11 protein-coding genes are annotated in these 13945 nt (G+C 69.5%); 6 read left to right on the top strand and 5 right to left on the bottom strand.

Translation table 11 applies throughout. The features are described 5' to 3' along the window. Nucleotides 1-78: 78 nt before the first annotated feature. The 3 genes from HJ588_RS08410 to HJ588_RS08400 are packed head-to-tail and all read left to right on the top strand — an operon-like array spanning nt 79 to nt 3252. Complete coding sequence (locus HJ588_RS08410) at nt 79-1440, top strand: extracellular solute-binding protein (protein WP_171153936.1); 1362 nt, start codon at nt 79-81, stop codon at nt 1438-1440. Further along, a complete protein-coding gene (locus HJ588_RS08405) occupies nt 1440-2372 on the top strand; it encodes a carbohydrate ABC transporter permease (RefSeq protein ID WP_171153933.1) in 933 nt (310 codons plus the stop codon). Before HJ588_RS08410 ends, HJ588_RS08405 begins: the two co-directional genes overlap by 1 nt. 10 nt (nt 2373-2382) lie before the next feature. After that, nucleotides 2383-3252: a carbohydrate ABC transporter permease gene (locus HJ588_RS08400; protein WP_171153931.1), complete on the top strand. Its 870-nt coding sequence runs from the start codon at nt 2383-2385 to the stop codon at nt 3250-3252. Nucleotides 3253-3356: 104 nt separating this feature from the next. Here HJ588_RS08400 and prmC read toward each other — a convergent pair whose 3' ends face one another. The 3 genes from prmC to rpmE all read right to left on the bottom strand — a co-directional run bounded on the left by prmC (nt 3357) and on the right by rpmE (nt 5615). Further along, nucleotides 3357-4217 carry a peptide chain release factor N(5)-glutamine methyltransferase gene (prmC, locus tag HJ588_RS08395; RefSeq protein WP_171153929.1) on the bottom strand — a complete coding sequence of 287 codons (861 nt, stop codon included), beginning with the start codon at nt 4215-4217 and terminating at the stop codon, nt 3357-3359. Then, nucleotides 4217-5314 (bottom strand): peptide chain release factor 1, encoded by a 1098-nt coding sequence (gene prfA, locus HJ588_RS08390; RefSeq protein WP_171153927.1) that lies wholly within the window; start codon nt 5312-5314, stop codon nt 4217-4219. The genes prmC and prfA overlap by 1 nt, the downstream gene beginning before the upstream one ends. A gap of 85 nt (nt 5315-5399) precedes the next feature. Then, nucleotides 5400-5615, bottom strand: a complete 216-nt coding sequence (rpmE, locus tag HJ588_RS08385) for a 50S ribosomal protein L31 (RefSeq protein WP_171153925.1) — start codon at nt 5613-5615, stop codon at nt 5400-5402. A 184-nt stretch (nt 5616-5799) separates the two neighbouring features. Between rpmE and HJ588_RS08380 the strand changes: the two genes are divergently transcribed. From HJ588_RS08380 to HJ588_RS08370, 3 genes are all read left to right on the top strand, one after another. After that, on the top strand, nt 5800-6651 hold the full coding sequence (locus tag HJ588_RS08380) for an LLM class flavin-dependent oxidoreductase (protein WP_171153923.1): 852 nt from the start codon (nt 5800-5802) through the stop codon (nt 6649-6651). Nucleotides 6652-6757: 106 nt separating this feature from the next. Continuing rightward, a complete protein-coding gene (locus tag HJ588_RS08375; RefSeq protein WP_171153920.1) occupies nt 6758-8650 on the top strand; it encodes an N-acetylmuramoyl-L-alanine amidase in 1893 nt (630 codons plus the stop codon). A 114-nt stretch (nt 8651-8764) separates the two neighbouring features. Next, nucleotides 8765-10678: an N-acetylmuramoyl-L-alanine amidase gene (locus tag HJ588_RS08370; RefSeq protein ID WP_171153918.1), complete on the top strand. Its 1914-nt coding sequence runs from the start codon at nt 8765-8767 to the stop codon at nt 10676-10678. A gap of 118 nt (nt 10679-10796) precedes the next feature. Here the strand turns inward: HJ588_RS08370 and rho are convergent, their stop codons facing one another. Continuing rightward, complete coding sequence (gene rho, locus HJ588_RS08365; RefSeq protein WP_171153916.1) at nt 10797-12794, bottom strand: transcription termination factor Rho; 1998 nt, start codon at nt 12792-12794, stop codon at nt 10797-10799. A gap of 205 nt (nt 12795-12999) precedes the next feature. After that, nucleotides 13000-13941 carry a homoserine kinase gene (gene thrB, locus HJ588_RS08360; RefSeq protein ID WP_171153914.1) on the bottom strand — a complete coding sequence of 314 codons (942 nt, stop codon included), beginning with the start codon at nt 13939-13941 and terminating at the stop codon, nt 13000-13002. Nucleotides 13942-13945 lie beyond the last annotated feature (4 nt).

The raw sequence follows: 13945 nt of genomic DNA, 5'->3' as shown, positions 1-13945 counted from the left end.
CCGGGCAATTCTTGTCACAGTAGGTCAACGTCGCGTCAACGCCTGCCGCGACGATCGGCCTTCAGGATGTGGTGCCCGATGCCCGACCCGACAGCGGGAGTCAGCAGGAGAACCGCGCTGTGGTTCACCGCGAGCTCGGTGATCGCCCTGCCGCTCGGCCTGTCCGGCTGCGGCAGCGACTCGGGCGATGCGGTGAAGCTGACCTACAAGCAGTTCGGCTCGGGCACGATCATGGGCGATTTCCTGCGCGGCGTCTCCAGCCAGTTCGCAGCGGCCGGAGCCGGGTTCGACGTCGACCTCATTCCGCTGGTCGCCTCGGAGAACGATTACTACACCAAGACCGAGCTGATGATGAGCAGCGGCCGCACCGCACCCGACCTCATCTACGAGGACACGTTCATCCTCAACTCCGACATCGCGGCCGGCTACCTGCGACCGATCGACGACTACCTGGCGACCTGGCCGGACTGGAAGCTCTACTACCCGACCACCCGGGACGCGGTGAAATACACCGACGGCAAGCACTACGGCGTGCCGCTCAGCACCGACACCCGCGCGATCTGGTTCAACCGCAGGCTGCTGGCCAAGGCCGGGCTGCCCGAGCGGTGGCAACCGAGGACCTGGGACGACATCCTCACCGCCGCGCGCACGATCAAGCAGAAGCTGCCCGGCGTCGTACCGATCAACATCTGGTCGAGCAAGGCGATGGGCGAGGCGACGGCGATGCAGGGCTTCGAGATGCTGCTCTACGGCACCGGCTCCACGCTGTATGACGAGCAGCAGCGCAAGTGGGTGACCGGCTCACCGGGCTTCACCGACGCCCTGCGCTTCATGCGGACCATCTCGGCGGAGAAGCTCGGGCTGCAACTGTCGGACGCGCTCGACCCCAACATGGCCGACCGGCTCTACAACACAATGTGGCCCCACGACAAGATCGCGATGGCGGTCGACGGCAGCTGGATCCCCGGCGGCTGGACCGACTCGTGGCCGGACTGGGCGGGGAGCATGTCGGTGGCCAAGATGCCGACCCAGCACGGTGCGGCTCCCGGCGTGGTGACGATGTCCGGCGGCTTCTGCTGGGCGATCCCGAAGCGGGCCAAGAACCCCGACCGTGCGTTTGAGTTCGTGCGCACCATGTGCAACCGCACCAACAACACCGACTACTGCATCAAGGACTCCCAGATCGCGGTGCGTTCGGACGTCGCCGCGGAGCCGCGCTACCAAAAGTCCTCTCCGACAACGAAATTCATGACCTCACTCGTCAAGGACACCACCTACCGGCCGGCGCTGGCGCCCTATCCGCAGATCTCCAACGCGATCCAGATCGCCTGCGAGGCGATGCTGATCGGATCGAAGAGTCCGGCCGCGGCAGCGGCGGCATACGACTCGATGCTGATCGACATCGTGGGTCGGGACCAGACGACGAAGGCAGGTGCGTGATGGCTGCTGTCGCCGAAACCTCAACGCTGACAACCGGTCCCGGCCGCACGAACGACCGTGACCCGGCACGCACCGCACGCCGCGGCATGCCGCTGCTCCCGGCGGTCGCGCTGCTGCTGATCTTCATGGCCGGCCCGGTGATCTACTCGATCTACCTCGCCTTCACCAACAAGGCCTTGCGCGGCGAGGGCGCCGACCACACCTCGCTCGTCGGGCTGACCAACTTCACCGACGCGTTCGCCAAGGCCGACTTCTGGAACGCCATGTGGCTGACGCTGGTATTCACCGTGGTGTCCGGCGTCATCGGCCAGAACCTCCTCGGCATGGCGCTGGCACTGCTCCTGCGCAAGTGCGCCGCATGGGTTTCGTGGCTCACCGGCACGGTCGTCATCGGCGCGTGGATCATCCCGGAGGTCGTGGCCGGATACCTCTGGTACACCTTCCTTTCCGGCGACGGCTCGCTCAACAAGGTGTTCGACTGGTTTGGCCTCGGCCCGCAGGACTGGTTGATCAGTGCGCCGATCGTGGCGGTGTCGTTCGCCAACATCTGGCGCGGTACGGCCTTCTCGATGCTGACCTACTCCGCCGCGCTCTCCCAGCTCGACCCGGAGGTCGAGGAGAGCGCCGCGATCGACGGCGCCGGCCCGCTGCGCCGCTTCTGGTCCATCACCGTGCCGCTGATCCGTCGCTCGATCATGACCAACCTGCTGCTCACCACCCTGCAGACGCTGTCGGTCTTCGGGCTGATCTTCGTGATGACCGGCGGCGGCCCCGGCACCAAGAGCCAGACGCTGCCGCTCTACATGTACCAACAGGCGTTCAGCTTCGGGCAGCTCGGCTACGGCACGGCGGTCGCACTCGTGCTCCTGCTCGTCGGCGGCGTCGCCGCGCTCGCCTACCTCAAGGTGCTGCCGAAGGAGGACCTGACGTGAGGACGACGCGATGACGACCGACGCCCCCGCTCTGCGGCGTACGACGAGGCGCTCGCGCCCGCGCGACACCGCGGTGAAGACCGGCTCCAGCGGCATCCTGCTGATCGTCGCGTTCCTCTTCTGCATCCCGCTCGTGTGGGTGATCCTGGCGTCGTTCGACAAGAACGCCTCGCTGGCCGTCGCGTGGCCGGGCTCGCCCACCTTCGACAACTACCGCGGCGTGCTCAACGAGAAGACCACCTACCGGCCGATCTGGAACTCGCTGTTGTTGTGCGGCGGCGGCACGATCCTCACCGTGGTCTGTGCGGCACTCGCGGCATACCCGCTGAGCCGCTATCGCTCCCGGGCCACCCGGCCGTTCCTGATGACGATCATCTTCGCGAGCGGGCTGCCGCTCACCGCGATCATGATCCCGGTCTACGCGATGTTCGTGCAGGTCAACCTGATCGACTCGATGCCCGCCGCCGCGGTCTTCCTCGCCGCGTCCTCGCTGCCCTACGCGATCTTCCTGATGAAGAACTTCATGGACGGCGTCCCGCAGGAGCTCGAGGAGTCGGCCTGGACCGAGGGCGCCGGCATGGTGCGCACGCTGTGGTCGATCGTGCTGCCGCTCATGCGGCCCGGCACGGCGGTGGTGACGATGCTGACGTTCGTCGGCATGTGGGGCAACTTCTTCGTGCCCTTCATGCTGCTGCTGTCGCCGGACAAGCTGCCCGCCGCGGTGTCGCTGTTCACCTTCTCCTCGCAGTACGGGCAGGTGCAATACGGCCAGCTCGCCGCCTTCTCGATCCTCTACTCCCTGCCGGTCGCGCTGCTCTACCTGCTGCTCGGCCGGCGCCTGCGCGACGGATTCGTCGCGGCGGGCGGCGTGAAGGGCTGAATGGGCGCGGCTCCCCCTCGTCGAGGTAGCACCCCAGGTCGTTAAGAGGCCGTCATCACGACCGGGACTACTACCTCGGCGCGAGGCTGGCGCCCGACGCAGCGCTAGGAGCGCCGCACCGCGGTCACCGCACGCGGTCGCTCGGTGAGATCGACATGATCGGCCACCTCGACCCACATGCCTTGCTGTCGCAGCGCTGCGGGCAGTGAATCCCCTTGCGAGTCAGCGTGTTCCATGATCAGCACCCCGCCGGGGCGCAGCAGCTCGGCGGCCCGCGACGCCACGGCGAGCGGGATGCGCAGCCCGTCCTCGCTGCCGCCGTAGAGCGCGACCTCGGGGTCGTGGTCGCGCACCTCGGGATCGATCGGCACCATCCCCACCGGGATGTATGGCGGATTGCTCACGACCACGTCGACTCCCTCATCGAGGTCGGGGAAGGCGGATTGGGCCGCACCACAGGCGATCTCGACGTCAAGCCCGAGGTTGTCGCGGTTGCGCGCCGCCCAGGCGTGCGCCATCGGGTCGAGCTCGACCGCCGACACGGCGGCCGCCGGCAGCTCCTGCTTGACCGCGAGCGCGATCGCGCCGGAGCCGGTGCACAGGTCGACGACGGTGGGAGACGCCAGCCCGTGCGCCGCCCGCAGCACCAGGTCGACCAGCAGCTCGGTTTCCGGGCGAGGCACGAAAACGCCTGGGCCTACAGCGAGTTCGAGGTGGCGGAAGGGCGCCGTGCCGGTGAGGTGCTGCAGCGGCACCCGGCTGCGCCGGTGGGCGACCAGGTCGTCATAGCGGGTGAGCGTGTCGGGATCGAGGTCGCCGCCGAGCACCAGCTGGCGTTGCAGCTCGGCCGCCGGGACCCGGAGCACATGGGCGAGCAGCGTCACCGCGTCGGCGCGGGCGCTCGGCACGCCTGCCTCCCGCAGCTGCGTGGTGGCGCCGTCGACCGCCTCGCGCAGACCGGTCATCAGCCGGGCGCGGAGCCGTCGGCGACTGCCGCCATACGGGCCGCCTCGTCCAGCTCGATCGCCGACTGCACCACCGGGTCGAGGTCGCCGTCGAGCACCCCGTCGAGGTTGTAGGCCTTGAAGCCGGTGCGGTGGTCGGCGATGCGGTTTTCCGGGAAGTTGTAGGTGCGGATGCGCTCGCTGCGGTCGACCGTGCGCACCTGCGAGCGCCGGGCCGCCGACGCCTCGGCGTCGCGCTCCTCCTGCGCCATCTGCCGCAGCCGCGCCTTGAGCACGCGGAGAGCGGCCTCCTTGTTCTGCAGCTGCGACTTCTCGTTCTGGCAGGACACCACCGTGCCGGTCGGCAGGTGGGTGATACGCACCGCGGAGTCGGTCGTGTTGACCGACTGGCCGCCGGGGCCGGACGAGCGGTAGACGTCGATCTTCAGGTCATTGGGCCCGAAGTCGATCTCGTCGTCGTCACCCTCGTCGAGGTCGGGCATGACGAGCACGCCGACCGCGGAGGTGTGGATGCGCCCCTGGCTCTCGGTCACCGGCACGCGCTGCACGCGGTGCACGCCGCCTTCGTACTTCAGGCGCGCCCAGGGGGCGTGGCCCGGCTCCGGCTGGCCCTTGGCTCGGATCGCGACGCGCACGTCGGTGTAGCCGCCGAGGTCGGACTCGGTGCCGTCGGTGACCTCGGCCTTCCAGCCGGAACGTTCGGCATACCGGAGATACATGCGCACCAGATCAGCTGCGAACAAAGCGGATTCGGCGCCGCCCGCGCCCGCCTTGACCTCGAGGATGACGTCCCGGTCGTCGTCCTCGTCCCGCGGCAGCAGCAGCTTGCGCAGCTTGTCCTCCGCCTCGCCGACCTGCTGCTCGAGGCCGGGGATCTCCGCCGCGAAGGACTCGTCCTCGGTGGCCAGCTCACGCGCGGCGTCGAGGTCGTCGTGGGCCTGCTGCCAGGTGCGGTAGGCCGCGACGGTCGGGGCCAGCGCGGCATACCTCTTGTTGAGCTTGCGCAGCGCCGTCGGGTCGGCGTGCACCGCCGGGTCGGCGAGCTGCCGCTCCAGGTCGGCGTACTCGTCGGCTACGGCTGCTGCGGACTCGTTCATGCTCTGCCTTCGCTAAGGGGTGCGTGGATGCAAAACGCCGGCCCCGACTCCTTCGAGAAGGAGTGGGACCGGCGGTGCGGTGAAGTTACTTCGCGGCCTTCTTGCCGTAGCGCTCCTGGAAGCGGGCCACGCGACCACCGGTGTCCAGAATCTTCTGCTTGCCGGTGTAGAACGGGTGGCACTGCGAGCAGACGTCGGCGCTGATGCGGCCGGACTCGGCAGTGCTGCGGGTCGTGAAGGTCGCACCACAGGTGCAGGTCACGACGGTTTCACCGTAAGCCGGGTGAATGTCCTTCTTCATGAAAGTCTCCTTGCGATCTCTTCCCCTCCGGGTCGCATCGCTGATGCGGCGCGTGAACCGGTGGGCCAACCGAAGATTCTGCCAGGTGGCAGACCAACAGTCCAAACGAGAACCGTTCCCGACATATTCCGGGCGCATGTTCCGGCGCGGGGCGGCTGTCGGTGGTGCGTCATACGGTCGGAGCATGAGATTCGCGTATGTCGTGCCGATGACGACCGAGCGCGAGTTCGTGGAGCTCGCGCAGCTCGGCGAGGAGCACGGCTGGGACGCCGTCTTCACCTGGGAGGCGGTCTTCCGACACGACGCCTGGGCGACGCTCGCGGCTGCGGCGGTGTCGACCAAGCGCATCCGGCTCGGCACCCTGCTGACCCCGGTGCCCCGGCACCGGCCGTGGGACCTCGCGGCGCGGATCGGCACGGTCGACCGGCTGAGCGACGGCCGGGTGATCCTCGGCGCCGGGCTGGGCGCGCCCAATGCCAACTGGCTGGCCTTCGAGCCCGACGAGGGGCGCAAGGTCCGCGCGCAGAAGCTCGACGAGGGGCTCGACGTGGTGACCGGGCTGCTGCGCGGGCAGCCGTTCTCGTATGACGGGACCCACTTCCAGGTGCGCCCGACCGAGGAACTACTGCCGCCTCCGCCGGTGCAGCGGCCGCACCCGCCGGTCTGGGTGGTCGGCGCGCTCGTGCCGGGCAAGGAGCGGCAGCCGTCGCTGGCCCGGGCCGCGCGTTTCCAGGGCATCTTTCCGGCGGTGGCCGGGGTCTCCGAGGGCTCGTCCGGGATCAACCCCGACTTCTTCGCCGACATCGTCGACCGGCTGCGCGTCCTGCGCGCCGACGCGGGTCTGCCGTGGGAGGGCTACGACGTGGTGCTCGAGGCCGACTCCTACGGCGAGTTCCTCGACCTGCCCGGCGGACCGGCCGACTGGGCGCAGGCCGGCGCGACCTGGTGGGTCGAGTCGTGGTGGTCGCTGCCGGAAGGGCCGGACGCCGTCGCCGAGCTGCGCCGCCGGATCGCGGCCGGGCCGCCCCGCGAGTGAGCACCGGCTGACCGCCGGCTGAACACCCGTTCGATAGGGCAAATTGGCGAAATCCTTACCGGGACAATACCTTTCGCGCCCACCGGCGCTGCCATCGTGATGCCCCATGAGCCCGGTATCCCGCCGCAACTTCCTGGTCGCCGCCCTCGCTGTGCCGCTCACCGCGGCCGCCACGCCTGCCCTTGCCGTCGACGAGCACGACCACTTCACCGCTGCCGCGCAGGAGCACGCGGTGCCGTCCGCTGTGCTCGCGGCGGTGTCCTACGGCCAGACCCGCTGGGAGGACCACGCCGGCGCCCCCAGCACCAGCCTCGGCTACGGACCGATGCACCTGATCGACGGCGCGGCCGCACAGGCCGAGCGCGACACCGCCCGCGGCGAGACCGCACCCGGCGTGCTCGACACCCTCGGTCAGGCCGCGTCCCTCACCGGCATCGACAAGCAGCGGTTGCGCACCGACCCGGCCAGCAACATCCGGGGCGCGGCCGCCGTGCTGGCCGCGGCGCAACGCGCACTTCGCCACCCGACCGGCACGGACACCGACCCGGCGACCTGGTATGCCGCGATCGCCAGCACCTGCGGCTTCACCAGCCCGGACGCGCAGCGGTCGTTCGCCGACGACGTGATCGCCGACCTGCGCAAGGGCGTCGGCAAGGAGGCGTCGGGTGCCCGGCTGCGGCTCCCGACGGCCCGCGTCGGGGACGTGACCGCGCAGCGCGCGCAGTGGACCGCCCAGGTCGACGCGGCCCGCGCGCAGCTCGCGGCCGCGGCGGTCGACGCTCCGCCGGGGCTGGTCGTCGACGACGTGCCTGCGCCATACCAGCGGTTGAGCGGGGGTGGTTATGGCAACCACGACGTCGCCCGCCGGCCGGCGTCGCCCGCGATCACCCACATCGTGATCCACGACATGGAGGGCTCCTACGCCAGCAGCGTGAAGCTGGTGCAGGACCCGACGTATGTCGCGTGGAACTACTCGGTGCGCTCCAGCGACGGCCGCATCGCCCAGCATCTGCAGGCCAAGGACATCGGCTGGCACGCCGGCAACTGGTATATCAACATGCATTCGATCGGCATCGAGCACGAGGGCTTCGCGGTGGCCGGGCCGAAGTGGTTCAGCGAGGCGATGTACCGCACGTCGGCCAAGCTGGTCGCCTTCCTCGCCGCCAAATATGGTGTGCCGCTCGACCGGGCGCACATCATCGGTCACGACCAGGTGCCCGCGACGACCACCGCCGGGCTGCGCGGGATGCACTGGGACCCGGGCCCGTTCTGGGACTGGGAGCACTACTTCGAGCTGCTCGGCAGGCCGCTCACGACCGGCACCTCGACCGCCGCGCCGGTCATCGGGGACGTGGTGCGCATCCTGCCCGGCTTCGCCGGCAACCGTCAGGTGCTGACCGGCTGCGACACCAACAACCCGCCGATCTGCGTGACCAACGGCCCGCAGGCCGGCACCAACTTCGTCGCGCTGCACAAGCTCGCGAGCGACAGTTCGCCGCTGGTTGACGACATCGGCGCCCACCCCGACGGGTCCGCGTCGACCACCAACCCGTCCGACATCAGCGCCCGGGCGGCGGCCGGCACCGACTGGGTGGTCGCCGCCGTCGACGGCGACTGGACCGCGATCTGGTATCTCGACCAGCTCGCGTGGTTCAAGAACCCGAAGGCCCGGCCGACCGCGCGCGTCGTCCCGGCGGGGCGCAAGGCCCGGCCGCGGAGCGGGCCGATCAGGCTCTACGGCCGCGCCTATCCGGAGGCGTCGGCATACGCGAATTCTGCTGATGTGCAAGCGATTTCGCCATACAGCTATGTGTGGGGAGTCGGCCAGGAGTATGCCGTGGTCGACGAGCGTGTGCCGACCGACTACTACAAGACGGGCGGCTTCGACCTCACCGCGCCCGGCACGCACGTGGACGTGGTCGGCACCACGAAGTACTACCTGGTCAACTTCGGGCACCGGCTGATGTATGTGAAGGCGGCGGACGTGGTGGTGAGCTGAGCCGGCGGCCGGGTGAAGTTCGTCGGCCGCTGGAAACCATTTACCGGCCGATCGGTGGCATGGTGAATCAGTCATCGTTCACCCCGGCTTGCGCCCGTGCCCTCGGAGATCCCCATGACTCCTCCCCTCTCCCGCCGAAACTTCCTGGCCGCCGCCCTCGCGGTGCCGCTCACCGCGGCCGCCGCGCCGGCCCTCGCGGTGGACGAGCAACCTCTCTTCGCCACCGCCGGGACGAAGTACGGCGTGCCGCCCGCGGTGCTCGCCGCGTTCTCCTACGGGCAGACCCGCTGGGAGGATCACGCCGGGCGGCCGAGCACCGGCATGGGTTACGGCCCTATGCACCTGATCGACGGCGCGGCGGCCCAGGCACTGCGCGACAACGCGCACGGCGATGCCGCGCCTGCGGTGGTCGACACCCTCGACCAGGCGGCGACCCTCACCGGCATCGACAAGCAGCAGCTGCGCACCGACCCCGGCGCCAACATCGAGGGTGCGGCGGCGGTGCTGTCGGCCGCCCAGCGCGCCCTCGGCCACCCGACGGGAACCGGCACCGACCCCGCCACCTGGTATGCCGCGATCGCCACGACCTGCGGATTTACCACTGCCGCAACGCAACTCGGCTTCGCCGACGACGTCATCGCCGATCTGCGCGCGGGCGTCGGCAAGCAGGCGTCCGGTGCGAGGCTGCAACTGGCCCCCGCTCGGGTCGGCGACGTCAGCGGCCAGCGAGCGCGCTTCGTCGAGCGCTCTGCGGAGGCCGCCAAGGCGCGCCAGACCGCACCCATCGACGCCCCGAAGGGACTCGCGGTCGACTGGGTGCCTGCGCCATACGAACAGACGGGACCGACGCCCGGTGACTACGGCAACCACGACCTGGCCCGCCGCCCGAAGGCGCCGATCATCAACCAGATCGTGATCCACGACATGGAGGGCACCTACGAGGGCAGCATCACGCTGGTCGAGGACCCCAACTACCTCGCCTGGAACTACTCGGTGCGCTCCAGCGACGGCCGCATCGCCCAGCACCTGGAGACCAAGGACGTCGGCTGGCAGGCGGGCAACTGGTACGTCAACATGCACTCGATCGGCATCGAGCACGAGGGATACGCCGTCGCCGGGCCGAAGTGGTTCAGCGAGGCGATGTACCGCACCTCGGCACGCCTGGTCGCCCACCTCGCGCGTGAGTACGACATCCCGCTCGACCGGGCGCACATCATCGGCCACGACCAGGTGCCCGCGACGACGACCGCCGGGATCCGCGGGATGCACTGGGACCCGGGCCCCTTCTGGGACTGGGAGCACTACTTCGAGCTGCTCGGCGCGCCGCTCGACAAGGGCACCTTCCGCAACAAGCGGCCGCAGGTGGGCGACGCGGTGCGGATCCTGCCCGGCTTCGCCGGCAACGAGCAGGTGGTCACCGGCTGCGACACTAACAACCCGCCGATCTGCGTGACCAACGGCCCGCAGCCCGGCACCAACTTCGTCACCCTGCGCAAGCAGCCCGACGACAACGCGCCGCTGGTGGACGACATCGGGCTGCACCCGGACGGGTCGCCCTCGACCACCAATCCGTCGGACATCAGCGCCCGCGCGTCGGCCGGCACCGACTGGGTGGTCGCCGCCGTCGAGGGCGACTGGACCGCGATCTGGTATCTCGGGCAGCAGGCGTGGTTCAGCAACCCCGCCTCGTCGCCGACCGCCCGGGTGCTCAAGAAGGCCCGCATCGCGACCGCCGCGGCCGGCGGGACCGGTGCGGTGCCGCTCTACGGGCGGGCCTACCCGGAGGCTTCGGCATACGCGGATCCGACTGATGTGCAAGCGATTTCGCCATACAGCTATGTGTGGGGAGCGGGCCAGGCGTATGTCGTGGTCGACGAGCACGTGCCCACCGACTACTACAAGGCGAAGACCTTCGACATCAACACCCCGAACGACCACATCGACATCGTCGGCACGACCGAATACCTGATGGTCAGCTTCGGCCACCGGGTGATGTTCGTGCAGGCGAAGGACGTGCAGGTGCGCTGACGCACTCCCCTCACCGAGAGGCCCACACACGCACCGAGGGGACCACGAGATCCGTTGGATTTCGTGGTCCCCTCGGGACCGTTCTGTGCCGCTCGGTGAGGTGCGGGAGTGAGCCCGCTCAGTCCTCGTCGTCGAGCTTGATCGAGCTGGTCTGCTGCACCTGCATCAGGAACTCGGTGTTCGACGCGGTCTTCTTCAACCGGTCGAGCAGCAGCTCGATGCCCTGCTGGGAGTCGAGCGCGGCGAGCACCCGGCGCAGCTTCCACATGATCTTCAGCTCGTCCTGGCCGAGCAGGATCTCCTCGCGGCGGGTGGACGACTGGTTGACGTCGACCGCCGGGAAGATGCGGCGCTCGGCGAGCTGACGCGACAGGCGCAGCTCCCAGTTGCCGGTGCCCTTGAACTCCTCGAAGATGACCTCGTCCATCTTCGAACCGGACTCGATGAGCGCGGTCGCGAGGATGGTGAGCGAGCCACCGTTCTCGATGTTGCGGGCCGCACCGAAGAACTTCTTCGGCGGGTAGAGCGCGGCCGAGTCGACACCACCGGACATGATGCGCCCGCTGGCCGGCGCGGCCAGGTTGTAGGCGCGGCCGAGGCGGGTGATGCCGTCGAGCAGCACCACGACGTCCTGACCGAGCTCGACCAGGCGCTTGGCCCGCTCGATCGCCAGCTCGGCGACCTCGGTGTGGTCGGAGGCGGGACGGTCGAAGGTCGAGGAGATGACCTCACCCTTGACCGAGCGCTCGAAGTCGGTGACTTCCTCCGGCCGCTCGTCGACGAGCACGACCATCAGGTGGCACTCGGGGTTGTTGGTGGTGATCGCGTTGGCGATCGCCTGCATCACCAGGGTCTTACCGGCCTTGGCGGGCGCGACGATCAGGCCACGTTGGCCCTTGCCGATCGGCGCGACCAGGTCGATGACCCGGTTGGTGATGTGCTTCGGGTCGTCCTCCAGCCGCAGCCGCTCCTGCGGGTAGAGCGGGGTCAGCTTGGAGAACTCGACGCGCTCCTTGGCCTTCTCCGGGGTCATCCCGTTGACGGTGTCGACACGCACCAGGGCGTTGAACTTCTGCCGGCTCGGCAGCTGCTCACCCTCGCGCAGGGCCCGTATGGCGCCAGTCACCGCGTCGCCCTTGCGCATGCCGTTCTTCTTCACCATGCCCAGCGGGACGTAGACGTCGTTGGGGCCGGCGAGGTATCCGCTGGTGCGAATGAACGCGTAGTTGTCGAGCACGTCGACGATGCCGGCGACCGGCACCAGGACGTCGTCCTCGCGCACCGCCAGGTCGACGTCGCCGAAGTCGTCGCCGCGACCGCGACCGCGCTTGCGGTCCCGTCCGCGCTGACGGCGTCGGCCGCCGCGGCCGCTGCCGTCGTCGTTCCAGCGGTCGTTATTGCGGTCGTTGCCGCCGCCCTGCTGGCGGTCGTTGTTGCCGCCCTGCTGGCGGTCGTTACCGCCCTGGCGGTTCTGGCCCTGATGCCGGCCGCCCTGGCGGTCGTTGCCACCCTGACGGTCGCCACCCTGACGGTCATTGCCACCCTGGCGGTCATTGCCGCGGTCGTTGCGGTCGCCGGGGTCGTTCCGGTCACGGCGGCCTCGGTCGCCCTGGCCGCTGTCAGACTTGTCGGACCGGTCGGTCTTCTCGACCTGCTCGGTCTGCTTGTCGGCCTGCTCGCCGTCGGCCGGCTTGTCGGAGCGGCCGCCGCGGCCGGACCGCGACTCGGCCTGACCCGACTCGCTCTGACCGGACTCGCCCTGACGCGACTCAGCCTGACGCTGCTCGGGCTCGGCCTGCTGCGCAGGCTGCGAGGCGTCCGCGGCGGCCTGCTCGGCCGGCCGCTCCTGCGGCGTCGTGGTGCCGGAGCCGGCTCGACGCGGCGCCCGACGGGTGCCGGTCTGGCCGTTGCTGGTCCCCCCGGACGCAGCTCCCCCTTCGGCGCCACGCTCGCGAATCGCCGCGAGCAGGTCGCTCTTACGCATTTTCGAGGTGCCGCTGATGCCCATGGTGACGGCGAGCTGCTTGAGCTCGTCGAGCTTCATGGTGCTGAGGCTGCCCCGGGAACTCGGCGCGGACGCGTTGGTCGTCGCAGTGAGTTCGGTGGTTTCTGTCACGAAGGTTCCTTCCCCCTCGTCTGTGCCGGCTTGTCGATGAGCCGATCTTGTTGGGGTGTCACATGAGTCGCGCTGAGTGCTGCGACCTCATCGCCATACGCAGGGGCCGAGTGGTTCGGCCCGGAGCCCAGGTGATGAGGCATCGAGTGAAGCCGGGACGGAAATGTCACGCGGCCGACGAACTGCCTTCGATGCAGCACCCAACTTACACCGTGGAAGGTGCCGAACGCGAAACGACCCGCACACCGGTCGTGGCGATCCCCGGTCGCAGCACCTGCCAGGTGTCGCCGAAGTCCTCGGCGGTCAGTGCGGGTGCCTGCGTGCCGAGCACAAGAACGGCCGGGCCGGCACCGGAGATCGCGGCGGCTTCGCCTCGCGATCGGAGCACGTCGAGCAACGACATGCTCTGGGCGTATGACGGGCGCCGCGCCTCCTGGTGCAGCCAGTCCCGCGTCGCCGGATACAACACCGACGGGTCGCGCGTCATTCCTTCCACGAGCAGCGCGGCACGGCCCGCGGTCGAGGCCGCAGCGGAGAGTGTGACGGTGTCGCCGAGCGCAGCGCGCGCCTTGTCGGTGGAGAGGGTGGCGTGCGGCACGAGCAGGGTCGGGGTGATCTGCGGGTGCAGCGGCGGCCGCACGGTGTGCCATCCGCCGCGCTGGTCATCCGCCCACGAGATCGTGAAGCCGCCGTAGACGCTCGCCGACGCGTTATCCGGGTGCCCTTCGGCGTCACTGGCCAGATTGTTGAGCAGCGCGAGCGACGCGTCGTCGTCGATGTGGTCGCGCACCAGCGCGAGGCCGACGGCGAGGCCGGCGACGATCGCCGCGGCGGACGACCCGAGCCCGCGCGCGTGCGGAATCTCGTTGCGGCAGTTGAGAGTTACGCCCTGCGGCGGCTCGATGCCGAGGTGCCGCCACATCGTCACGGCGGACTGCCAGATGAGGTGACCGTCATCGGTCGGCACGTCGTCGGCGCCGTGCCCGTCGACGTTGATGACGAGGTCGTCGCCACCGATCGTCGCCTCGACGGTGTCGTAGATGCCGAGTGCCAGCCCGATCGAGTCGAAGCCCGGCCCGAGGTTCGCACTGCTCGCCGGCACCTCGACGGTGACCGAGGTGCCGGGCGAAAACGACTGCCGATCCACGGGA

Source organism: Flexivirga aerilata, assembly GCF_013002715.1.
Taxonomy (GTDB): Bacteria; Actinomycetota; Actinomycetes; order Actinomycetales; family Dermatophilaceae; genus Flexivirga; species Flexivirga aerilata.
The sequence above is the reverse complement of the archived record's forward strand: the minus strand, read 5'-3'. Positions and strand labels throughout refer to the sequence as shown.

Bases quoted from the DNA above. Each gene is read 5' to 3' on its own strand.
- HJ588_RS08410 (WP_171153936.1), top strand. From the start codon at position 79: ATGCCCGACCCGACAGCGGGAGTCAGCAGGAGAACCGCGCTGTGGTTC.
- HJ588_RS08405 (WP_171153933.1), top strand. From the start codon at position 1,440: ATGGCTGCTGTCGCCGAAACCTCAACGCTGACAACCGGTCCCGGCCGC.
- HJ588_RS08400 (WP_171153931.1), top strand. From the start codon at position 2,383: ATGACGACCGACGCCCCCGCTCTGCGGCGTACGACGAGGCGCTCGCGC.
- prmC (WP_171153929.1), bottom strand. From the start codon at position 4,217: ATGACCGGTCTGCGCGAGGCGGTCGACGGCGCCACCACGCAGCTGCGG.
- prfA (WP_171153927.1), bottom strand. From the start codon at position 5,314: ATGAACGAGTCCGCAGCAGCCGTAGCCGACGAGTACGCCGACCTGGAG.
- rpmE (WP_171153925.1), bottom strand. From the start codon at position 5,615: ATGAAGAAGGACATTCACCCGGCTTACGGTGAAACCGTCGTGACCTGC.
- HJ588_RS08380 (WP_171153923.1), top strand. From the start codon at position 5,800: ATGAGATTCGCGTATGTCGTGCCGATGACGACCGAGCGCGAGTTCGTG.
- HJ588_RS08375 (WP_171153920.1), top strand. From the start codon at position 6,758: ATGAGCCCGGTATCCCGCCGCAACTTCCTGGTCGCCGCCCTCGCTGTG.
- HJ588_RS08370 (WP_171153918.1), top strand. From the start codon at position 8,765: ATGACTCCTCCCCTCTCCCGCCGAAACTTCCTGGCCGCCGCCCTCGCG.